General features: G+C 63.5%; 28 protein-coding genes. 13 read left to right on the top strand and 15 right to left on the bottom strand.

The genetic code is table 11. The annotated features are described in order from the left end of the window. Positions 1–58: 58 nt before the first annotated feature. On the bottom strand, positions 59–667 hold the full coding sequence (locus LB568_RS21875) for a TetR/AcrR family transcriptional regulator (RefSeq protein WP_013896173.1): 609 nt from the start codon (positions 665–667) through the stop codon (positions 59–61). Positions 668–763: 96 nt separating this feature from the next. On the opposite strand from LB568_RS21875, the gene LB568_RS21870 reads away from it, so the two are divergent. The 3 genes from LB568_RS21870 to LB568_RS21860 are packed head-to-tail and all read left to right on the top strand — an operon-like array spanning position 764 to position 2663. Continuing rightward, a complete protein-coding gene (locus tag LB568_RS21870) occupies positions 764–1774 on the top strand; it encodes a zinc-dependent alcohol dehydrogenase family protein (protein WP_224731182.1) in 1011 nt (336 codons plus the stop codon). 38 nt (positions 1775–1812) lie between these two features. Beyond that, positions 1813–2280, top strand: a complete 468-nt coding sequence (locus tag LB568_RS21865) for an OsmC family protein (protein WP_224731181.1) — start codon at positions 1813–1815, stop codon at positions 2278–2280. After that, positions 2277–2663, top strand: coding sequence for a nuclear transport factor 2 family protein (locus LB568_RS21860; RefSeq protein WP_013896176.1), 387 nt, complete (start codon positions 2277–2279; stop codon positions 2661–2663). The genes LB568_RS21865 and LB568_RS21860 overlap by 4 nt, the downstream gene beginning before the upstream one ends. Positions 2664–2756: 93 nt before the next feature. Here the strand turns inward: LB568_RS21860 and LB568_RS21855 are convergent, their stop codons facing one another. The 8 genes from LB568_RS21855 to LB568_RS21820 all read right to left on the bottom strand — a co-directional run bounded on the left by LB568_RS21855 (position 2757) and on the right by LB568_RS21820 (position 7134). Continuing rightward, entirely contained in the window at positions 2757–3368 is a 612-nt protein-coding gene (locus tag LB568_RS21855; protein ID WP_224731180.1) for a LysE family translocator, read from the bottom strand. A gap of 78 nt (positions 3369–3446) precedes the next feature. Beyond that, on the bottom strand, positions 3447–3791 hold the full coding sequence (locus LB568_RS21850) for a YkgJ family cysteine cluster protein (RefSeq protein ID WP_263497149.1): 345 nt from the start codon (positions 3789–3791) through the stop codon (positions 3447–3449). 4 nt (positions 3792–3795) lie between these two features. Then, positions 3796–3957 (bottom strand): hypothetical protein, encoded by a 162-nt coding sequence (locus tag LB568_RS21845; RefSeq protein ID WP_013896179.1) that lies wholly within the window; start codon positions 3955–3957, stop codon positions 3796–3798. A 1-nt stretch (position 3958) separates the two neighbouring features. Continuing rightward, positions 3959–4366, bottom strand: coding sequence for a hypothetical protein (locus LB568_RS21840; RefSeq protein ID WP_224731179.1), 408 nt, complete (start codon positions 4364–4366; stop codon positions 3959–3961). Next, positions 4366–4593 carry a hypothetical protein gene (locus tag LB568_RS21835; protein WP_224731178.1) on the bottom strand — a complete coding sequence of 76 codons (228 nt, stop codon included), beginning with the start codon at positions 4591–4593 and terminating at the stop codon, positions 4366–4368. Before LB568_RS21835 ends, LB568_RS21840 begins: the two co-directional genes overlap by 1 nt. A 339-nt stretch (positions 4594–4932) precedes the next feature. Then, a complete protein-coding gene (locus LB568_RS21830; protein WP_010915421.1) occupies positions 4933–5142 on the bottom strand; it encodes a cold-shock protein in 210 nt (69 codons plus the stop codon). A 501-nt stretch (positions 5143–5643) separates the two neighbouring features. Further along, complete coding sequence (locus tag LB568_RS21825) at positions 5644–6399, bottom strand: SDR family NAD(P)-dependent oxidoreductase (RefSeq protein WP_224731177.1); 756 nt, start codon at positions 6397–6399, stop codon at positions 5644–5646. A gap of 81 nt (positions 6400–6480) precedes the next feature. Beyond that, the gene (locus tag LB568_RS21820) at positions 6481–7134 is read right to left on the bottom strand and encodes a glutathione S-transferase family protein (protein ID WP_224731176.1); all 654 of its coding nucleotides are present in this window, start codon (positions 7132–7134) and stop codon (positions 6481–6483) included. Between the two features lie 185 nt (positions 7135–7319). Here LB568_RS21820 and LB568_RS21815 point away from each other — a divergent pair, with 185 nt between their 5' ends. After that, positions 7320–7499 (top strand): CsbD family protein, encoded by a 180-nt coding sequence (locus LB568_RS21815; protein ID WP_013896186.1) that lies wholly within the window; start codon positions 7320–7322, stop codon positions 7497–7499. Positions 7500–7524: 25 nt separating this feature from the next. Here the strand turns inward: LB568_RS21815 and LB568_RS21810 are convergent, their stop codons facing one another. Then, positions 7525–8652, bottom strand: a complete 1128-nt coding sequence (locus LB568_RS21810) for a metallophosphoesterase (protein WP_224731175.1) — start codon at positions 8650–8652, stop codon at positions 7525–7527. Positions 8653–8803: 151 nt separating this feature from the next. Between LB568_RS21810 and LB568_RS21805 the strand changes: the two genes are divergently transcribed. Continuing rightward, entirely contained in the window at positions 8804–9403 is a 600-nt protein-coding gene (locus LB568_RS21805; protein WP_224731174.1) for a hypothetical protein, read from the top strand. Positions 9404–9484: 81 nt separating this feature from the next. Here LB568_RS21805 and LB568_RS21800 read toward each other — a convergent pair whose 3' ends face one another. Beyond that, positions 9485–10132, bottom strand: coding sequence for a TetR/AcrR family transcriptional regulator (locus LB568_RS21800; RefSeq protein ID WP_224731173.1), 648 nt, complete (start codon positions 10130–10132; stop codon positions 9485–9487). 149 nt (positions 10133–10281) lie between these two features. Between LB568_RS21800 and LB568_RS21795 the strand changes: the two genes are divergently transcribed. After that, positions 10282–11076, top strand: coding sequence for an NIPSNAP family protein (locus LB568_RS21795; RefSeq protein WP_224731260.1), 795 nt, complete (start codon positions 10282–10284; stop codon positions 11074–11076). A 42-nt stretch (positions 11077–11118) separates the two neighbouring features. Continuing rightward, complete coding sequence (locus LB568_RS21790) at positions 11119–11370, top strand: hypothetical protein (protein WP_224731172.1); 252 nt, start codon at positions 11119–11121, stop codon at positions 11368–11370. Positions 11371–11372: 2 nt separating this feature from the next. Here the strand turns inward: LB568_RS21790 and LB568_RS21785 are convergent, their stop codons facing one another. Next, positions 11373–12212: an alpha/beta fold hydrolase gene (locus tag LB568_RS21785; RefSeq protein ID WP_224731171.1), complete on the bottom strand. Its 840-nt coding sequence runs from the start codon at positions 12210–12212 to the stop codon at positions 11373–11375. Continuing rightward, positions 12209–13147 carry a choline ABC transporter substrate-binding protein gene (choX, locus tag LB568_RS21780; protein WP_224731170.1) on the bottom strand — a complete coding sequence of 313 codons (939 nt, stop codon included), beginning with the start codon at positions 13145–13147 and terminating at the stop codon, positions 12209–12211. Before choX ends, LB568_RS21785 begins: the two co-directional genes overlap by 4 nt. A 92-nt stretch (positions 13148–13239) precedes the next feature. Between choX and betI the strand changes: the two genes are divergently transcribed. Beyond that, complete coding sequence (betI, locus tag LB568_RS21775; RefSeq protein ID WP_140780060.1) at positions 13240–13878, top strand: choline-responsive transcriptional repressor BetI; 639 nt, start codon at positions 13240–13242, stop codon at positions 13876–13878. Between the two features lie 54 nt (positions 13879–13932). On the opposite strand, the gene LB568_RS21770 is transcribed toward betI, so the two are convergent. After that, entirely contained in the window at positions 13933–14904 is a 972-nt protein-coding gene (locus tag LB568_RS21770; protein ID WP_224731169.1) for a glycosyl transferase family 90, read from the bottom strand. Positions 14905–15150: 246 nt separating this feature from the next. On the opposite strand from LB568_RS21770, the gene LB568_RS21765 reads away from it, so the two are divergent. Beyond that, complete coding sequence (locus LB568_RS21765) at positions 15151–15924, top strand: SDR family NAD(P)-dependent oxidoreductase (protein ID WP_224731168.1); 774 nt, start codon at positions 15151–15153, stop codon at positions 15922–15924. A 28-nt stretch (positions 15925–15952) separates the two neighbouring features. On the opposite strand, the gene LB568_RS21760 is transcribed toward LB568_RS21765, so the two are convergent. Beyond that, positions 15953–16915 carry a LysR family transcriptional regulator gene (locus LB568_RS21760; RefSeq protein WP_224731167.1) on the bottom strand — a complete coding sequence of 321 codons (963 nt, stop codon included), beginning with the start codon at positions 16913–16915 and terminating at the stop codon, positions 15953–15955. A 95-nt stretch (positions 16916–17010) separates the two neighbouring features. Between LB568_RS21760 and LB568_RS21755 the strand changes: the two genes are divergently transcribed. The 4 genes from LB568_RS21755 to LB568_RS21740 all read left to right on the top strand — a co-directional run bounded on the left by LB568_RS21755 (position 17011) and on the right by LB568_RS21740 (position 20292). Beyond that, positions 17011–17484 (top strand): cupin domain-containing protein, encoded by a 474-nt coding sequence (locus tag LB568_RS21755; protein ID WP_181176724.1) that lies wholly within the window; start codon positions 17011–17013, stop codon positions 17482–17484. A gap of 180 nt (positions 17485–17664) precedes the next feature. Then, a complete protein-coding gene (gene fumC / locus LB568_RS21750; RefSeq protein WP_224731166.1) occupies positions 17665–19062 on the top strand; it encodes a class II fumarate hydratase in 1398 nt (465 codons plus the stop codon). A gap of 175 nt (positions 19063–19237) precedes the next feature. Beyond that, positions 19238–19660 (top strand): DoxX family protein, encoded by a 423-nt coding sequence (locus LB568_RS21745; RefSeq protein ID WP_023766427.1) that lies wholly within the window; start codon positions 19238–19240, stop codon positions 19658–19660. 227 nt (positions 19661–19887) lie between these two features. Then, positions 19888–20292: a DoxX family protein gene (locus tag LB568_RS21740; RefSeq protein WP_013896200.1), complete on the top strand. Its 405-nt coding sequence runs from the start codon at positions 19888–19890 to the stop codon at positions 20290–20292. Positions 20293–20349: the final 57 nt, after the last annotated feature.

Raw genomic sequence — 20349 nt, 5'->3', positions numbered from 1 at the left:
CGGCAGCGATGCCGCCCTTTTTGTTTGCATGCTCCTGATCGCCACCCTTCGATCGGCGTCAGACGGCTGTATCCGCGCGTTGCCGTGCTCCCCCAGCCAGCACGGCGCCTTCAATCAGTGCCGCGACCTCGTCGGCGACCGCCTGCAGCGGGGCGCGGTCGCGGGTGGCGCGCGCGATCACCATCAGCCCTTCCAGAGATGATTCGACCAGCAGCGCCAAGGCATGCGCGCGACGCTCGGGCACCCCTGCCCTGACGAAGGCATCTCGCAGCAAGCCTATCCACTGCTCGAAGGCCGAGCGGCACAGTTCGGCAAGCTCGGGCACGTCGCTTGGCGAGTCCAGCACGACCGGCGCGATCGGGCAGCCGAGTGAGAACTCATTCTCTTCGAGCATGTGTCCGACCGACTGATAGATGTGGTGGACGGCGACCGCGGGGTCGCGTTCGGCGGCCAAAGCCGCGCCAAGCCTCTCGGTGACGTCGGCAACGCTATCGCGCGTCACCTCGATCACGAGTTGGTCCTTGCCGCCGGGAAAATGGAAGTAGAGCGAGCCGCGCGGCGCGCCGCTGGCGCTCAATATGTCGTTGAGCGAAGTGCCGTGATAGCCGCGCTGCCTGAGCAGCAGTCCAGTCGTTTCGAGTATGCGGGCCCGTGTATCGTTCGCCATGTCAACCTCTGTCAGCAGCGATCATTATAGGCCTTGCATCGAATATGACAATCGGTCTACATAATATGTAGATCAGTCTATATATTCGAGACCGACATGCAAAGCTATCGCCTTGAAGGATCCGCGGGAATCGAAAGCCTGGTGATGCGCGACGAGCCTCGGCCGGAGCCAGGACCTCATGAAATCATGGTGCGCGTTCGCGCCGCCTCGCTTAACCGGCGCGACACGATGATCCTCAACGGCACCTATCCGCTGACGCCGCGCCGGGGCATCGTGCCTCTGAGCGATGGCGCCGGTGAAATTGTCGCCATCGGCAATGAAGTCACTCGCTTCGCCGTCGGCGACCGCGTCACCGGCAGCTATTTCGCACGCTGGATCGACGGCCGCATAAACGCCGGTCTCATCGACCAGCTCGGCTGCACGCTTGACGGTATGCTGGCCGAATATGCCGTCCTCGACGAACAATGGGCCGTACGCCTGCCCGATCATCTCGACTGGCACGAAGCGGCGACCCTGACCTGCGCCGGCGTCACCGCCTGGAATGCAGTGACGGGCGCCGGGATGCCGAAGCCTGGCCAGTGGGTTCTGGTCATCGGCTCCGGTGGCGTCTCGCTGTTTGCGCTGCAGTTCGCCAAGCTGCTCGGCTGCCGCGTCGCGGCTGTCACCTCGCGCGGCGCGAAGGCCGACAGGCTGCGGGCGCTGGGCGCCGATCTTGTGATCTCGACATCGGAGATGGCCGAATGGGGTGCGACGGTCCGAGACCAGACCGGCGGCATCGACCTTGTCGTTGAAACCGGCGGCCCGGCGACATTCGCGCAATCGCTGATCGCAAGCACACTCTACGGGCACATCGTGCTGCTGACGCTGCAGGATGCACGAGGCAGATCGATCGAAATGCCCGCGGCCCTCTACCAGCGCAGCCTCGCAACCATCAGCCGCCTCTTCGTCGGCAGCCGGACCAACCTCGAGGCCATGCTGCGCGCGGTCTCGCAGCACGGGTTGCGGCCGGTCATCGACAAGAGCTTTGCCTTTGCCGAGGCCGGCGACGCGTACCGTTATTTCCAGCAAGGCGACGTCTTTGGGAAGGTCACCATCGACGGCGCCTGATCCCAACTTCTCGCAATCAAACAAGGGAGAGCAGACCAATGACAATTCGTGAAGCTTCGGCCAAATGGCAAGGCACGCTGAAGGAAGGTACGGGCCGGTTGCGGCTCGGCAGCGGTGTCTTCGAAGGCGCCTATTCCTTTCCGTCGCGTTTCGAGAACGGTCCAGGCACCAACCCGGAGGAGCTGATCGCCGCGGCGCATGCCGGCTGCTTCTCGATGGCGCTGAGCGCCGTCCTCGGCAGCGAGGGCCATACGCCCCAAACTGTCCACACGACAGCCAAGGTGCATCTCGGGGCGACCGCGGCCGGACCGACGATCACTCATATCGAACTAGAGACTGGGGCAAGTGTCGCCGGGCTGGGCGCCGACGATTTCGAGAGGCTGGCGCAGTCGGCCAAGGCAGGCTGCCTGGTCTCCCGGGCGCTGGCAGGTGTCGCCACGATCACATTGAAGGCGACCCTCGTCGACGCCGCCATCAATCACGGAACGAACGGAGCCAACCAATGACCAGGGAAATCATCATCGACCTCGCCACGGCAAAGCTCTCCGGCCAAACAGCCGAAATCATGCGGCGTTACAACGACGTGTTCCAGCGTCACGATCCATCGGCGCTCAACGACCTGGTGGCGCAGGACTGCGTGATCGAGAACACCACCCCGGCGCCGGACGGCGCCCGCCGCGCCGGCAAGGCCGCCTGCGTCGAACTGTGGTCGGCGATCGCCACCGGACCCGGCACGCGCTTCGACATCGAAGAGACTTTCGTGGCCGGCGACCGTGCCACGATCCGCTGGCGCTACTGGATGGCCGACGGCCATTCGGTGCGCGGCGTCAACCTCATGCGCGTCGCCGACGGACGGATCGTCGAGGCGATGGGCTATGTAAAGGGATAGCGCGCCCTGAACAGGGATATCCGGTTTTCGGTCCGGAATTGCGTATGAACAAGCACGGGAGCGGAGCAGCGGGACTGAACCGCTCCCGTGGCGCTACCGATCGGCCAGCGCCAGCTTGGCGCCAAGCATAACGAAGGCTCCGGCGAAGGTGCGACGCATCCAGGTCAGCACCATGGGCCGCGACACGACATGGCTGCGGATCGAGGCGGCGAAGATGCCGTAGCCGACGAAGACCACGAAGGTCAAAAGCATGAAGACGGAGCTGAGCTCCAGCATCTTCGACAGCGCGTTGGGTTCGGTGGTGCTGACGAATTGCGGCAGGAAGGCGAAGAAGAAGATCGACAGTTTCGGGTTGAGCACGTTGACGAGGACGCCGGTGGCGATCACCTTGCCGGCCGAGCGCGGCGCGACATTGTCCTCGACGCTCAGGCCGCCCTTCTCCTTCAGCGTGTTCCAGGCCATGTAGAGCAGATAGGCGACGCCGAGATATTTCAGCGTCTCGAAGGCGACCGCGCTGGTGTGCAGCAGCGCCGCGAGGCCGGTGATGGCGGCGGCCATGTGCGGGATGATGCCGAGCGTGCAGCCGAAGGCGGCAATGATGGAGGCCCGCGCACCGCGCGAAAGTCCGGCGCTCAGCGTGTAGAGAACGCCGGTGCCGGGCGAAGCCACGACGATCAGCGACGTCAACAGGAATTCGATGCTCACGATGATCTCCTCCGGCAGCCTGCCCGGCCAGGAAGGTACCGGGCCGCGGGGCCGCGCACAAGCGGGGGAGATCGGCAGTTACACCGGCAATCCGTGTTCGCGGCGCGCCATCAGGCACTCCGCGTCGCCGGGCATGCAGGCGCGGCAGACGTCTGGCCGGACATCGTAGATGCCGCAAGCCGTCGCCTTGCCGACTTCGCCGGACAAGGCCGAGCAGCGCACGCCGTCGCAGCGCATGCCGGACAGGTCAGCCGCTATATATTTTTCCGGGATGCGGTCGAGCTGCGCGTCATCCTCGGTGGAAAAACGCGGCCATTCGGCCGAGTAGGAGCAGCAGGCGCCGCAGCTCTGGCAGTCGAAGGCAGGCACCCGCGAGCCGCGCGGTGCGAGCGCGGCAAGGTCATGATCGGCGTCGCACGGCAAGGCGCTATTTCTTCTTGCCTGCCTTGCCGCGGGGCGTCTCGGCCGGCGACTTGAACAGGTCGGTCGCGGTGTCGGCAGCGTCGGCCTTCGGCGCGACCGGCTTGGCCGGCTTTACTGCGGCGACCGGCGCCGCAGGCTGGTCCTTGGCTGAGAATTTTATGGCCATGTCAGTCCTCGTCGGCGAAACGCGATGATAGTGCGCGCGGATTGCGCAAGCGGCCGATCAGTGCCGAAACCGCCGTGATGTTCATTTCCTCGGGCGACCAGTTCTTTGCCGCCTCGATGTGGTGGGGCGCCAGTTCGCGATGCGTGCTGCCGCTGTAGGCGGCGTCCTGATAAGTCACCCGCTCATGGGTCTTGCTGTCCTCGCGGACATATTCGATCAGGTAGTTCGGGCACTCGGCACGGCCGCGCACACCGACGCGCACCTGGGCATCGCCATGGGCGCGCTTGCAGCGCTCGAGCTTTTCCAGGACGCGGCGGACATATTCGACCGGCTTGTCGAGCCCTTCGACCATGTCGGCGATGGTCGCGTCGGCGGCGATCGGCATTGGCGGTACGCGCTTGGTGGCCATCAGCGTTTTCCAGCCCGTTTCGGCAATGCCGGGCGGGCCGCGGCCGCGGCCATCTCGTCGGCTTCCTTTTCCAGGCGCAGTTCGCGCAAGCGTGCCGTCTTGGCCTCACGCGCCTCGCTGACGGCATCGCGCTCGGACATGATGCGGTTGAGCGACATCGACTGGGTTTGCGTCTTGCTGAACAGCGACACCGCCGGTTCGGCGGCTGTCTTCGAATGGGCGGTCAAAATCTTTCTCCTGTCAGGAGCCTGGTGCCGATAGGGCGAGACCGGGTCTTCGGTCAGGACCACGCACTGCTGGAGCGTCCCTTAGCACGTTCAGCACGATGCGCAGCGCATTTTCAGCGGCAACAAGCGTAAAATGAAAAAGGCCAGGCACCGCCTGACCTTCCGTGGGGAGTACCGCGCATCCACGCGCATCCAGATGGATGCACAGGATGGATGCACAGGAACACTCCTCTCATGCGCATGATGTGCCTTGGAAACTCAGGTCTCCGTGGCCATGCGCCAGAATTCGCCACTCACCGGTGCCAGTACATCCGTGGTCACCGGGAGGGCCGAATTCTTTCAGGCCGCCTTCAACTGGTCGGCGGACATCTTGCCCGACTTGTTGTCGCGGACCATCTCGTAGCCAAGCTTCTGGCCTTCGACGATGTCGCGCATGCCGGCGCGCTCTACGGCCGAGATGTGGACGAAAACGTCGGCCGAGCCGTCGTCAGGCTGAATAAAACCAAAACCTTTGGTGGCGTTGAACCATTTAACTGTGCCGGTGCTCATAAACGAACCCTTTCCATGGCAAATATTCGCTAATCGCGGTGCGAATGCACAACGATTTTTGTCTCGATTTTTGATGGGGAAGTTCGTCAAAGGCGCGCATTCGGGCGCGGATAACAAAAGTCAGTCAAACAAATATCGACATGTTTCTTCTAGACTTCTTTTGGCGGCGAGTCAATTTCTGGTTTTTCAGCGACCCGGATTCAATTTTGGGTTGCCTGGCGCATGGGTCTCAACTGGCCAAGCCGCTGAACGACCACGCGTTCATTTTTCATCAGAAAGCATCACGCCGGAACCAATTCCACGCTGGCGCATTTCGAGGGTGTCGGTAGTCCTATCAATCTCAGGATTGCTGACAAAAGGACGCCTCCCGCACGATAAAAGGTGCGAGGGGCGTTCTTGTATGTGCCGGGTCGTAAGCTCGCGCCGTTCAGCGGCAGTATCTCGTCATGGAACCCGAGGTCACGCGACTGGAGGTCATAGGTCCCTGCCCCGCGCTGCGGTTCAGCGCTCCTGATCGGTCGGGCGGATGAGGATTTCGTTGATGTTGACGCGCGGTGGCTGGCTGACGGCGTAGAGGATGGCGTTCGCAATATCATCGGCGGTCAGCGCTTCCAGGGTGGCGAGGCGTTGGTCGAGGCCGGCCTTCATGGCGGGATTGGTGATGTGGTCGCCAAGCTCGGTGCGCACCAAGCCGGGTTCGATGACGGTGACGCGGACCTTGTCGACATAGACCTCGCGGCGCAGCGACTCCGAGAAGGCGACGACACCAAACTTGGTTGCCGCGTAGCCGCTGGCACCCGGATTGGCGACGCGGCCGGCGACCGAGGATACGTTGACGACATGGCCCTTGGCAGTTTTGAGGTGCGGCAGCGCCGCCTTCGTGGCGGCCATCAGGCCGATCAGATTGAGCTCGATCATGCGGCGCCAATCGTCGAGGTCGGCTTCGGCCGCCGGCGACAGCAGCATGACGCCGGCATTGTTGACGAGAATGTCGAGCCGGCCCCATTCGGAGACAATCTTGTCGACCATGGCGGTGATGTCGCCGCTCTTGGCGATGTCAGCTTCAATGGCGAGCGCCTTGCCGCCAGCCTTCTCGATGCGGCCAACCAACATGTCGAGGCGATCGGCGCGGCGGGCGGCGACCGCCACCTTGGCGCCGGCGGCGGCAAGTGCCGCCGCGGTCGCCTCGCCGATGCCCGACGAGGCCCCAGTGACGAGCGCGACCTTGCCCATGAGAGGGGAATTAGAGGATGTCATGATGGATCTTCTCCAGATGCCCGGCCCACCCCTTCAGATAGGCCGCGCGAACGTTTCTGGAAGCCCAGCCCTATGGCGAGGCTATTCGTCCGGCCCGGGTTCCGGCCACGTCTCCTTCGCCGCTTCGGCATACCAGTGCCGCATCGCCGGTGTGGCCAGCACGGCGTCGACATAGGCCCTGGTGTCGGCCGCCAGTGCGCCGCCATAAGTGTCGAAGCGGGTGACGACCGGCGCATACATGGCGTCAGCGGCGGTGAAATGGCCAAACAGAAACGGGCCGCCCTTGCCGTATTTTTCGCGGCACTCGCGCCACAGCGCCTCGATGCGGGCGCGTTGCGCCTCGCCTTCGGCGTCGAGCGGCTTATGGACCTTGGGCCGGCGCAAATTCATCGGCCAGCCGTAGCGGACTTCGCGAAAACCGGAATGCATCTCGGTGGCCACCGAGCGCGCCAGCGCGCGGGCGCCAAGGTCGTCCGGCCAGAGTTTTTTCTGCGGGTAGAGGTCTGCAAGATATTCAAGGATGGCAAGGGTTTCCCAGACGATCCTTCCGCTGTGATTCAAAACCGGGACCTGACCGGTCGGCGACACTTTCGCCAGATTGGCGGCGGTCTCCGGCGTACGCAGCCGCACAAAACCTTCCTCGAACGGAATCTCCAGATGCCTCATCGCCAGCCATGGCCGCAGCGACCATGAGGAGAAGCATTTGTTGCCGATGTAGAGCGTGAATTCCGCCATTTTTCTCCCCGCGCACGATTGTCCAAACCCGATGCGTATTCACAGCCTAGCCTGCCGACCTCTCGCCAGGAAGCGACGGTGCGACCTGATCTGCCGGGCGAACGACGCCTGGAACCCAAGCGGGATCTGTCCGTTGGCTTGTCGCGGATGAATTCCTTAGAATTCAAAACCCGGGAGATGCGGAAATGGTGAACAAGGATCAGGTCGCAGGCGTGGCCAAGCAGGTCAAGGGTTCGGTCAAGGAGGCCGCCGGCAAGGCGACCGGCAACAGGCAGACCCAGGCCAGAGGCATGGCCGACAAGGCCACCGGCAAGGTGCAGAAGGCCTACGGCGACATGAAGGAAAAAATCAAGAAGGCGCTCTGAGCTCTTCGGATGGCTGCATCGACTGTCATGTGCTCCAGCCTTTGCTGAAGGCATTGGTGAAAGCGACCTCGCCATGGTCATCGATCGCCTCGCCAAGCGCGACGTCCATGCCGTCGCTGGTCACCCTGGCGACGGCGAAACCTCCCATATAGGCGGCCTTCGGCTTGAACAGGTCGAGCCCGTCGCGGTGGTAGATCAGCGGCGTGGCGTGCTGGTGGCCGTGGAAGATGGCGACGACATTGTAGCCCTTCAGCGCCGCCAGCAGCGCTTGCCTGTCGGCTTCGCCCCACCAGTGCGGCGCGCCGGCGCCGTCATCGTCGTAGGTTCTCTTGACGGCATCCCAACGCTCGATCGAGAATGTGTCCCAGCCATAGTGCTGGAACAGGATGACGGGGCGACCGTCCGCCGCGTAGGTCGCCAGGTCCTGCTTCAGCCATGGCAGGCTGCTTTCGGCGCCGTGGCCGGTATCACCGGCGAAACGATGGGTCTGGACGAGATGCAGGCCGCCCCAGTCCCAGGAATAGCAGTCGGTGTCGACATCATAGCTGGTGGCCGGCGCGGGCGGCTTGAAGAAGACGCCGGCACGGTGGTTGACCTCGACATAGTCGCGCATTTCGCGCCGATACCAGTCGACATGGTGCGGCGGCCCGTTCTGGTCGAGATCATGATTGCCGAGACCGACATAGACCGGCATGTGAACGCGATCGGGGCCGACACCTTGCTGGTAGCGCTGGCTGAACTGCAAAAGCTGCGTGCCCTCGCTCGGCTGGGTGATCTGGCCGCCGCCGTCGTCGGTGATGTCGCCGCCAACGACGAGACCGAGCGGCGTGCCGATGCGGCTGCCAGCCGAACGCAGGCCGGTGGCGACGCCGTCGATTTCGGCGGGCCAGTCCTTGTCGCCGATGGCGTTCAGCGCCGCGACATTGCGCAGCAGTGCCGCGTCGGTCTTGCCTTCCTGCTGGCAGTTGGGGCTCAAACCGCTTGCCATGCGGCAGGCATGGATATCGGCGATGAACAGGAAGGTGGCGTCGATGGGCTGGATGCGTTGCCCGGTCTGACCGAGCGCCGATCGTGACAGCACGCCAGCTGCGGCAAGACCGGCGGTCCCCACCAGAAAGCGGCGTCGTGAAAGCGGCGAAAGGCGATTCATCATCGGGGAATTTCAGCATGGAGAGCGGGTGGCCGTCCAGCGCCTCTCCTTGCCGAGCATCGACACAGAGTGATGGGTTTGGCATGTCTAAGGTCTGGCATGTCTAAGGTCTGGCATGTCTAGCCTTCAACTTGCGCGAGCAGAGGAGGACGAAATGAAAACCGCACCGATCTGCGCGATCCTTGCCGCGATCCTGATCCCGTCCGCGAGCACCGCACATGCCGCCGGTTGCATCGACGCAAAGTCCGCCAAGAATGGCTTCATTCTGGCGAGGCCCGGCATCCAAAGCGAGTTTCGGCCCGTAGCCGGCGGAATAGTCTCCGTCGCCAATACCTATGCTTCGCAATCACCACAGAAGCAGTTCCTGTTTGCCGGCCTGATCGAGGTGTTTCGCGACAGCGACACCGGCCGGCTGGCGATGATCCCGTTTTCCGACCTGCGAAAACTGTTTCCGCTGAAGAAGGGGACCAAAGGCACGATCGAGTTTGTCGAGCTGTCGCCCAGCAAGCAGCCGAAGAGCACCAAGACGCTGACGCTGGTGGTCAAGGGCAAGGAGACGTTCAGCCTGGGCGACTGCAAATACAATGTGCTCGCCGTCCAGGAGACCTTCAAGAACGGAGCAGGCGAGACGCTCGATGCCTATACCGCGCTCTATGCACCCGATCTGCAAGCCGCCCTCGCCCGGCGCTACGATGAACGCACCAGCAAGGAATCGGTGAACGGCTACGAGACAATCAAACCGCTGGCCGAGTAAGGGATGCTAGCCGGGTAAGGGAGACTAGCCGGGTAAGGGAGACTGGCCGAGTAAGGGAGACTGGCCGGTAAGGGACTGGCCTCACGAGGTTCCGTACCGCCGCAGCACCCTGCGACGCCGCCTCGCTCCCGTCTCGCCCTGGGACGACTCACCATGAGACGGCTCGGCCTGGGAAGCGTCCCACTCCAACGCCGCCAGGCAATCGCGCAACGGGCCGGCGTCCTGCGCCGTCTTGGCCATCGACATGGCGCCCGAGTAGGTGGCGATCACCAGCGCCGCAAAGCGCTGGGGATCCATGCCCAGCTCCCTGCCCGCCTGCTGGTCGGCCCTGATCTTGTCGGCGATCGCCTGCCGCCATCCCGAAAAGATGCCGGCAAGGGCGGTGCGGAACTCCGGATCGGCAAGAGACAGTTCGTGCGCCAGGTTGTTGAGCGGGCAGCCGCGCACGAAACCCTGCTGTTCCAGTTCGGCCGCCACAGCCTCGAAGACGAGGCGCACGCCCTCGCGCACCGAGGCCGCAGCCTTGACCGGCACGATCCATGTCTCTTCGACCGCGGCTGCCACGCGCTCCTCGATCACCGCCAGCGCCAGCGCCTTCTTGGTCGGGAAATGGTGATGCAGCGCACCGCCGCTGACCCCTGCCGCCGCCATCAGATCGCCGAGGCTGGACGCGTGATAGCCGCGCGCCTGGAACGCGACCTCGGCGACATCGAGCATTTTCCGGCGCATGCCCTGGGGGTCGTTGATGCGGTTGCGAGACCGTGGGCCCGGTCGAATGGTCATCTCTGCTGACATTGCCGGACAATAGCATGTTGACAAAACAGGACAACCGGTCTGTTTATAAACAGGATGATCACCCTGTTTTGGAGAAGAACGCGATGGACCTGCCCCTCAATGCCAAGTCGGAGCTTGCGGCATGCGCGTCGCCCGTCGTCGAATTGCGGCAATACACGTTGAAATCGGGCCAGCGCGACACACTCATCGACCTCTTCGACAGCAAGTTCATCGAGGGCCAGGAAGACGCCGGGATGACCATTATCGGCCAGTTCAGGGATCTCGACCGTCCTGACATGTTCGTCTGGCTGCGCGGCTTCGACGATATGGAGACTAGGAAAGACGCGCTGACGGCCTTCTATGGCGGCCCGGTCTGGGTCGAACATCGGGACGCCGCTAACGCCACGATGATCGATTCAGACGACGTTCTGCTTTTGAAGCCGGCATGGCCGAGCGCGGGTTTCGATCTGTCGGGGTTGCAAAGGCCAGCCGCGGCGGAAGCCGGAAAACCAAACCCGCAAAGCGCTTTAGATACCCTCGTTGAGATTTCGATTCATCATTTGCGGCCAGCCACCGAAACCGGCTTCGCTGAGCGCTTTCGAACAGAGGCCGCCCCGCAGCTTGCCGCGAACGGCGCGCGCCTGCTCGGGGCGTTCATGACGGAGCGCGCCGAAAACACGTTTTCACGCCTGCCGGTTCGAACCGGCGAAAATGTTTTCCTGTCCGTCACCGGCTTCGAAAGCGAGGATGCCCACGCGCAATGCCAGACGACGCTTGCAGCCTCGCTCGGCTGGCAGGCTTTCCAGCGGGCCGTGGAACCGAGGCTGTCAAAGCCGACGGACGTGCTGCGGCTTTCGCCAACCGGGCGATCGCTGCTCGGCACATCAGCGATTGCTTAATCCGGCTGTTTTGTGCTGCCGACATCCAATCGGACGTCACCCATGCCGCAGTGGTTCATTGCAACGGTCTTCGGCCTGCTAGCCCTCGCGGCGGTCTGGGGCATATACAGATCGCTGTCCTCGGGCGTCGCCAATGATGGCATTTATCGTTTCAACGTCGATAAAAACCCCTTGGGCTTTGCCTTGGTGATCGCCAGCCGGATCCTCATCATCGCCTTCGCCGTGGCGGTGATCCTGCATGCGCTGGGCCTCATTGGCGACCCGGTGTCGATGCTTCGCTCACTATTCGGCTGAGTTCAGGCTTCGCCAAAGGTCCGGCCGATGGCCCTGGCGACAAAAGCCGGCTCCTCCCAATGCGGATTGTGGCCACACGCGTCGGCTCGCACGAGGACAGCATCAGGAAGCGCGCGGAGCAACGCCTGCTGGTGCGCCTCGCCGAACAGCGGGTCGCACGCGCCGGCTAGGATCAGCGTTTGGGTCCGAACTGTCTGTGCCGCATCGGTCAGGTCGGCCCGGCGAATCTCTTCCAGGATGGCGCGCCAACGCGCCGCAGGCATCGCCGAGGCGTCTTTCGCCAGGCCGGCGAGAAAGGGCTGCGGCACGCCGGGCCGGCAGGCATGCCACCAGGCATAGAACGGGTCGGCCGGCGATATCGGGTCATGCAAGGCCTTAACGCCCGCGACCAGCGGATGATCGCGCGAGAAACCAGGCTTCACCGTGCCGGCCATGACCACCAGCCCCCCGATAAGGTCGCTGTGCCGAGCGGCCAGCACGATGGCCACCATGGCGCCCAGGGAATGGCCGACGACGACGGGCCGGTCGAGCCGCAAACGCCCGATCAGCGCGGCGATGTCATCGGCAAAATCGGCGATGCCGAAGCCTTTTCCCGCTTGCGATGCGCCGTGGCCGCGCAGGTCGGGCATGATCAGCCGGCGGCCGGCCAGATGCGGCGCAAGAAGCGAAAAGCTGCGGCTGGTGTCGGTGAAGCCATGCACCAGAAGCAGCGCCGGCTCGGTGCCCGCTATCTCGACATAGGCGACCTCGAGGTCGCCAACATCGATCAATCGCTTGCGGCCGGCCCAGGCCTCCTGTTCCGCCCCAGCGTCGGGCAAGGCATCCAGCGCGGCCGATCTCACAGGCCGAGCTTTTCCTTGACCGCGGCAAGGCCGGGCTTGCCGTCGAAAGTGGTGACGCCGGCGAGCCAGGCATCGAGGCGGCTCTTGTTCAGCGTGACCGCCTTCAGCGCCCCGTCCTCCGGCTTCATGCCGTCATTGATCAGGTAGCCCATACCGACATTCTCGAAATCGATGTCGAAGGCGAGATTTTTCAAGAATTGCGCGACGTTCGGGCACTGATCGAGATAGCCCTTGCGCGCCTGCGTCGTCACCGTGGCGGCACCGAAATTCGGGCCGAAGAACTTGTCGCCGCCGGTCAGATACTTGAAATCGTACATGGTGTTCATCGGATGCGGCGCCCAACCCTGGAAGACGATGAACTGCTTCTCCTTGATCTCGTAGCCGACCTCGGAGAGCATGCCGGCTTCACTGGACTCGACCACGTGCCAGCCATCGAGGCCAAAGCTCGGATCGGCGATGGCGTCCATCATCAATTGGTTGGAGCCGGGCTCGATGCCGTACATCTTCTTGCCGAACTTGTCGGCGAACTTGTGCAGGTCGGCAATGTCCTTGACGCCGGCCTCCCAGACATAGGTCGGCACGGCGAAGGTGTATTTGGCGCCGACGAGATTGACGCGCACATTCTCGATCGAGCCATCCTTCTTATAGGGCTCGTAGTAAGTGACCATCGCCGGGTCCCAATAGCCGAGGAACAGGTCGAGATCCCTGTTCTTCATGCCTTCGTAGATGACGTTGATGCCAAGCACCTCGCTTTGCGGCTGATAGCCGAGCGCTTGCAGCAGGACGTTGGCCACGCCCGTGGTGAAGGCAAGATCGTTCCAGCCCGGTTCGGCCATGCGGACCGTCCTGCACTCCTCCGCTTCTGCCGCCTGGGCTGCCTGAGACGCCAGCGCCAACGCGGCTAGACACACGCCGTTTGCAAGGATGCGCAACATTTCGGTTCTCCTCTTGTGACCAATTATTGTCGGATTGACCAATTGGTCTTTTTATTGTCCCACTGGTCAATGATTGATCTGACCGGACGAAAATGTCAACGTGGATTCGCCATGCATGGATCGAACCCGTGAAACTCAAGCGTCTCGGCGACATACGCCGCAAGGAATTGCGGCAGGCAGCTTTCGCGGTGCTGGAGCGCGAGGGCATTGCAGGTGCCACGCTGGAAAAGGTTGCCGCCCACGCAGGCGCCTCCAAGGGCATCGTGCTGCACTACTTCCGCAACAAGCAGGAATTGTTCGAGCATGCCATGCGCGAGGCCAATGCCGTCCTGCGCGACGCGGTGGTCGCCCGACTACGCCAGGCGCGGACGCCGATGGAGCGCCTCGATGCCGTGATCGACGGCAATTTCGAGGAGCACCTGTTCCGGCCACCGCTATGTCATGCCTGGCTTTCGCTTTGCGCCGAGGTGCCGCGCGACGAGAAGCTGGCGCGCATCCAGAAGGTGCTTCACGCCCGCATGCGCTCGAACCTGTTGTCCGGCCTGCGCGGCCTTGCCCCGCCTGGAGATGCGGACGACATAGCGCTTGGCGTCACCGCGCTGATCGACGGGCTTTGGCTGCGGCTCGGCCTGCAACCAGGCAGCGTATCGCGCGAACAGGCGATCCGCCAGGTCAGGGATCTTGTCGCCGCGCGACTGGCCATGCACCGGCCTGCGGCCGTCGGCGCGTAAACCGGCTGGCTTGCCAGCCGGGCTGAGTTTCACCTCATGGGAACAGGCGCACGGTCAGATCGGCCAGCCGGTTGCGCGCTTGCGGTGCTGGAGACCGGATTTCAGATTGCCGCCGGCGGCGGCGTGATCCCCCAGGAGCTTCGCCCATGCCGCCACGGCCGCCGCGCGGGTCAGGCGGGTCTGCGCGAAGTGCTGCGCCTCCGTGGCTATTTCGGCTTCCCTCTTCGGATTGACGCGCAGCCACTCGATGCGTTCGGCCAGGTCCGACATGTCGCGCGCCACCGGGACATAGTGTCGAAACGGCTCGATATCGTCGAAAAACCATTCGCGCCATGGCCGATCCTGCAGCAGGACCACCCGTTTGGTGTGGAGCAGCATCTTGAGGCGGCCACTGTAGCCGGCGCCCTCGATGTCGATCATGTACCTGTACGTCGCGACCTGTTCCTCCATCGTCCTGAACCTGGTGGAATAGCGATTGACGGCGACGTCGTAGTTCGGCTCGGTGTCGTAAGCCTCCAGCAAGTCTGGCCGGGCTTTTGCGAGATCGACGACCCTTTTGCGGGCTTCGTTCATGCAGCGCCCCGCCCAGAACAATCTGTTGTCGCGCGGCGGCTCTTCCGATGCTGCCGCCATCGCTCGTGTCTTCTCATCATAGTCGTCGAACTTTGCGTCCGGCCATCCATCGAAAACGAAATCGGGCGCCGCCACCTCGCCATAGCCGTCGGCTTGGGAGAAGGCAAAGCGGGTGCGGAAACGGCGATGCCTTCTGCGGGACGGGGTGTCCCCGAGAAGCATGTAGAAAGGCGGCATGCTGCGGGCGCCAAGCGACGCCAATGCCTCGGCAATCAGCGTCAGGACCTGCACGTGCCGTTCAAGCCAGGCGGCACGGGAGCGCACGATGAGCTTCCCGTCGTCGAGGCGACAGTAGATTTCACCCCGATTGAGCCCGGGCAGAAAGCGCCTGCCGACCTCGACGACATCGACCGGCAAGGGAAGCTTTCGGTTCGCCGTCTCGAGAGTAGCCATTTTCAACAATGCTCTTGCGGGATTCAACAATGCTTCTTGGGAAAGGTATTTCGATAGGAAGCCCGTGGCGCCTCACTTGAAACTGCACGACCGCTCGGTCAAGCCGGCTATCCTGTTCGCCCCTCCGAAGCAAGCCGCAGGGCCGGCGGCGATCGAAGTTCATACCGTGGGATAGGCCGCTGGGTTGACCACTGCCGCGACTATGCAGTGCTCTTGGGCTGGCCAAGGCTGCTTTGGAGCGTTCCCATGAAACTTCGCAACAAGCGCGCGCTGGTGACCGGCGGTTCGGACGGCATCGGCCTGGCGATCGCCGAGGCGTTCCTGCGCGAGGGCGCCGATATGCTGATCGTCGGGCGCGACGCCGGCAAGCTCGAAGCCGCTCGGGAGAAGCTGACGGCTACCGGTCCTGTCGGCACGGTCGAGACATTGTCGGCCGATCTTGCCGTCAGCCCCGGCATCGCCGCCGTCGTCGAGCATGTGAATGGCGCCGGCCAGCCGCTCGATATCCTCGTCAACAATGCCGGTGTCGCCTATCTCGTGCCGTTCGAAACCGTCAGCGAGGCGCAATTCCAGCACTCCTTCGCGCTCAATGTGACGGCGGCGTTCTTCCTCACCCAGGGCCTGTTGCAACATTTCGGCGCCGGCGCGTCCGTCATCAACATCTCTTCCTATTTCGCCAACAAGATGATCCCGAAGCGGCCATCCAGCCTCTACTCGCTGTCCAAGGGCGCGCTGAATTCGCTGACCAAATCGCTTGCCTTCGAACTCGGCCCGCGCGGCATCCGGGTCAACGCCATCGCGCCCGGCACGGTCGACACCGCCATGCGGCGCAAGACCGTCGACAACCTGCCGGCCGAGGCACAGGCGGAGCTGAAGGCCTATGTCGACCGCAGCTATCCGCTGGGCCGCATCGGCCACCCGGACGATCTGGCTGGCATCGCGGTCTATCTCGCAAGCGACGATGCCGCGTGGACGAGCGGTGGTATCTTCGCGATCGATGGCGGGTATACTGCGGGGTGAACTGTCTGGTCGTTACCTGCCGGCAACTTCACGGGCAGCGCACAAATCCAAGAGCCTCGACAACTTCCAGGATCTGAGTGCGAATCCAGCGATGAGGTGGCTCGTCGTCGTGGCGCGCGTGCCAGTACATCCTGATTTCAGGAACAGCAATGGGAAGTGGCGGTTCAAAGATGGCGAGCGGCAGGGTCTTCGCCGCCCAAAGGGCGAACTGCCTGGGAACCGCGGAAAGGTAGTTTCCGTTTGCCACGGCCAACGCGACAGCCTGAAAGTGCGGCAGTGCCAGGCTGACACGACGCTTCCTTCCGATCTTGCCGAGCGCCTCATCGGTGGAACCCGACATCGAGCCGTCGATTGAGCGAAGAACGTGGGGCAGTTCGCAGAAAAGCTCAAGCGGCAGCAGCTCGCCGTCCGCGATCCCCGCCTGCCTGATCGCAGCATTGTCCCGCGCCGCAATGATTGCGAAAGGTGAATGGAACAGCGGTACGCTGGAGACCCAGTCCAAGACCTCCAGTGGACGTTCCAGTGCCGCGTCGATTTCATCATCCTGGAGCAGCTGCGAAACATCGCCGCGCGCGCTATCGAGAAACCTCAACGACACACGCGGTGCGATGGCCGCGACGCGCGCCGCCAATGTTGGCATGAGCAGCATGGAGAAGAAATCGGCACCCATGAGCGTGAAGGTTCGTTCGAGCTCCGCCGGATCGAACGGCTGCGCCGAATGGAAGGCGCGTTCGATCTCGCGCAGTGCCAGACGCACCGGCTCAGCCAGGCTCTCCGCGCGCGGCGTCGGCACCATGTCGTTGCCGCGCCGCACGAATAGCTGGTCGTTCAGGATGTGGCGCAAGCGATTGAGCGCCGCGCTGACGGCAGGCTGGCTGAGGCCGATCTGCTCACCGGCACGCGTGACGCTTCTTTCCCGCAGCAGCGCGTCGAGCACCCTGACGAGATTGAGATCGAGGCCATTCAAATTCATCGCATCAATTCGCCCCATACGATCATTGGATTTCCATCGTGGGCATGTCCCTGGTTAGGTCGTTGTCGGCGGCGCCCGTCGGCACAGGCAACAAAGGAGGAAGAACCGTGACAATGACCGTCGGGACGACCACAGGCAAGGAACTCTTCTGGTTCAACAACACGCTCGTCGCCATCCACATTTCCTCGCACGCGGGAGCAGACGCCATCTGCGTTGTCGAACATCGCATGCCATATGGTGACTCTCCACCGCTGCATGTGCATCGGCACGAGGACGAGGTGTTTCACGTTCTCGAAGGGCGGCTGCGCTTTCAGATCGATGGCCATGAGCGGATTGCCGTCGCCGGCGAGACAGTCATCGCGCCGAAAGGCCTGCCGCACACCTACCGGGTCGAGTCACCCGAAGGCGCGCGCAGCCTCACCGTCACGCGCGGTTCCGATTTCGAGACGATGCTGCGTCAGGCGAGCCGTCCGGCAGAACGGCCGGAACTGCCGCCGCAGATGGAGCCGAAGCCGGAGATCATCGCGGCACTGGTGCGGCTCTGCGCAAGCAATGGCATCGACATCGTTGGCCCACCCCTAGCCTGACAAAAAGCAAGCCAACGCTACCCCTTCGGCAAAATCTCCTTCCCGCGCACGCGGTTGCGCCGCTGGGAGCGAGGTGCGTTCCTTCAACCGATTTGCATCCTCACCGTCCGCAATCTCCGCTTGATGCGTTTTGTGCAACGCGATACGCCGTTGCCCAAATCGACAGACCGGAGACTTGCCGTGAGCACGCCAAAGACCAGAACCGAAACCGACACGTTCGGTCCCATCGAGGTCGCCGCCGACCGCTATTGGGGCGCGCAGGCGCAGCGTTCCCTGGGCAATTTCAAGATCGGCTGGGAAAAGCAGCCGGTTTCGGTCGTGCGGGCGCTCGGTGTCGTCAAGCGGGCGGCAGCGGAAGCCAATATGGAGCTGAAGCGGCTCGATCCCGCCATCGGCAAGGCGATCATCGCGGCCGCGCAGGAGGTTATCGACGGCAAGCTCAACGACCATTTCCCGCTGGTGGTCTGGCAGACCGGCTCGGGCACGCAGTCCAACATGAACGCCAATGAGGTGATCTCGAACCGGGCGATCGAGATGCTGGGCGGCGTCATGGGCTCGAAGAAGCCGGTGCACCCCAACGACCACGTCAATATGAGCCAGTCGTCGAACGACACCTATCCGACGGCCATGCACATCGCCTGCGCCGAGCGCATCGTGCACGACCTCCTGCCGGCGCTGAAGCACCTGCACAAGGCGCTGGCCGCCAAGAGCAGGGAGTTCAACCATATCATCAAGATCGGCCGCACCCACACGCAGGATGCCACGCCGCTGACGCTGGGCCAGGAATTCTCGGGCTATGCGGCGCAGGTCGCCTCGTCGATCAAGCGCATCGAGTTGACGCTGCCCGGCCTGCAGGAGCTGGCGCAGGGCGGCACCGCCGTCGGCACCGGCCTCAACGCGCCGGTTGGCTTCGCCGAGCGGGTGGCCGATCGCATCGCCGCCATCACCGGCATCGCCTTCGTCACCGCGCCCAACAAGTTCGAGGCGCTCGCGGCACACGATTCCATGGTGTTCTCGCACGGCGCCATCAATGCCGCTGCCGCAGCCCTGTTCAAGGTCGCCAACGACATCCGCTTCCTCGGCTCGGGTCCGCGTTCGGGCCTCGGTGAATTGTCGCTGCCGGAAAACGAACCCGGCTCGTCGATCATGCCGGGCAAGGTCAACCCGACGCAGTGCGAAGCGTTGACCCAGGTCTGCGTGCAGGTGTTCGGCAACAATGCCGCCGTCACTTTCGCCGGCAGCCAGGGCCATTTCGAGCTCAACGTCTACAACCCGCTGATGGCCTACAACTTCCTGCAGTCGGTGCAGTTGCTCGCCGACGCTTCGGTCTCCTTCACCGACAATTGCGTCGTCGGCATCGAGGCTCGCGAAGACAACATCAAGGCGGCCCTCGACCGCTCGCTGATGCTGGTGACGGCGCTGGCGCCAACCATCGGCTACGACAATGCCGCCAAGATCGCCAAGACCGCGCACAAAAAGGGCACGACGCTGCGCGAGGAAACGCTGGCCACCGGCCTAGTCAGCGAGGCCGACTATGACAGGCTGGTGCGGCCCGCGGACATGACCCATCCGGGGTGAGGTTTTCGGCGGGAAAATTTACCCCCGTCACCGCGTCATCCGACATGAATTTCGCGCGCGTCGCGCGATCACGGAAACGTATGACCTGTGAACAATGTGTCGCCACATAGGCGGCTTTGGTGAACAGTCGGCATCGTCTATCTGGGTGGTCATTCAACCCATTCGGAGAGCCACCATGTCCACCAACACTTCCGCCGCCGGCGCCGGCACAGCGTCCAATAGTTCTGTCACGATCCTGCTCGGCCGCATCCTGCTCGCGGTCATTTTCCTGCTTTCCGGCTTCGGCAAGCTGACTGCCATTTCCGGAACCGCTGGCTATTTCGGCGCCCTCGGGCTGCCGTTGCCAACAGTGACGGCCGTCGTCGTCGGCCTGATCGAACTGCTCGGCGGGCTCGCCATCCTCGTCGGCTTCCAGACCAGGATCGCCGCCTGGGTGCTCGCGATCTTCACGGTCGCCACCGGCCTTGTCGCCCACACCGGCTGGGCCGACCAGATGCAGATGATCCAGTTTCTCAAGAACCTCGCCATCACCGGCGGCTTCCTGCTGCTGGCTTCGTCGGGCGCCGGCGCCTACTCTATCGACGCCAAGCGCGGCTGAGTTTCCCTGTTCTGACGCAGTTCCCGAGGGAAAGCGCTATGCGCTTTTCCTCGGAATTGCTCCAAGCCTTCCCTCCCAAGCCTTGAAAATGGAAGCGGCACGGAATTTTCCGCGTCGCTTTTTCGTTGTCTCAAATAGGCGGCCCTCCGGTTTCAGCCGTAGCCTCGCAGGCGTAGACTGCCTGGCCGCCGGCTGAGCACGATCGTGCGGCGACAACGGAGATGGCCATGGCCCGCAACGCATTGCTTCTCGTTTCGCGGCTGCTGTTTGCCGTGCTGTTCGTACCGTCCGGCTTCCAGGCGCTCGCCAACATCGCCGGCACCACCAATTATTTCGCCGGCCTGGGCCTGCCGCTGCCCGCGCTTGCCGCCTGGGGCACGGGCCTGTTCGAGCTGATCGCCGGGCTGCTGATCCTCATCGGCTTCCAGACGCGGATCGTGGCGCTGCTGCTTGCCGCCTTCTGCATCGCGGCCGGTTTCATCGGTCATTACGGCCAGGGCGCTGGCGATGCGACGCTCGCCTTCCTGCACCAGCAGATGCTGATGAAGGACATTGCGATCGCGGGCGGCTTCCTGGCGCTGGCCATGGCCGGTGCTGGCGCCTGGTCGGCCGACGGGCGGGGCGCGGTTTGATATCTTCGCTTAACCGCGCCCGAACTGGTCGACCCCCACTCCGTCTCGGCGTCGCCG

Source organism: Mesorhizobium sp. B263B2A (assembly GCF_020165775.1).
Classification (GTDB): domain Bacteria; phylum Pseudomonadota; class Alphaproteobacteria; order Rhizobiales; family Rhizobiaceae; genus Mesorhizobium; species Mesorhizobium opportunistum.
The sequence above is the reverse complement of the archived record's forward strand: the minus strand, read 5'-3'. Positions and strand labels throughout refer to the sequence as shown.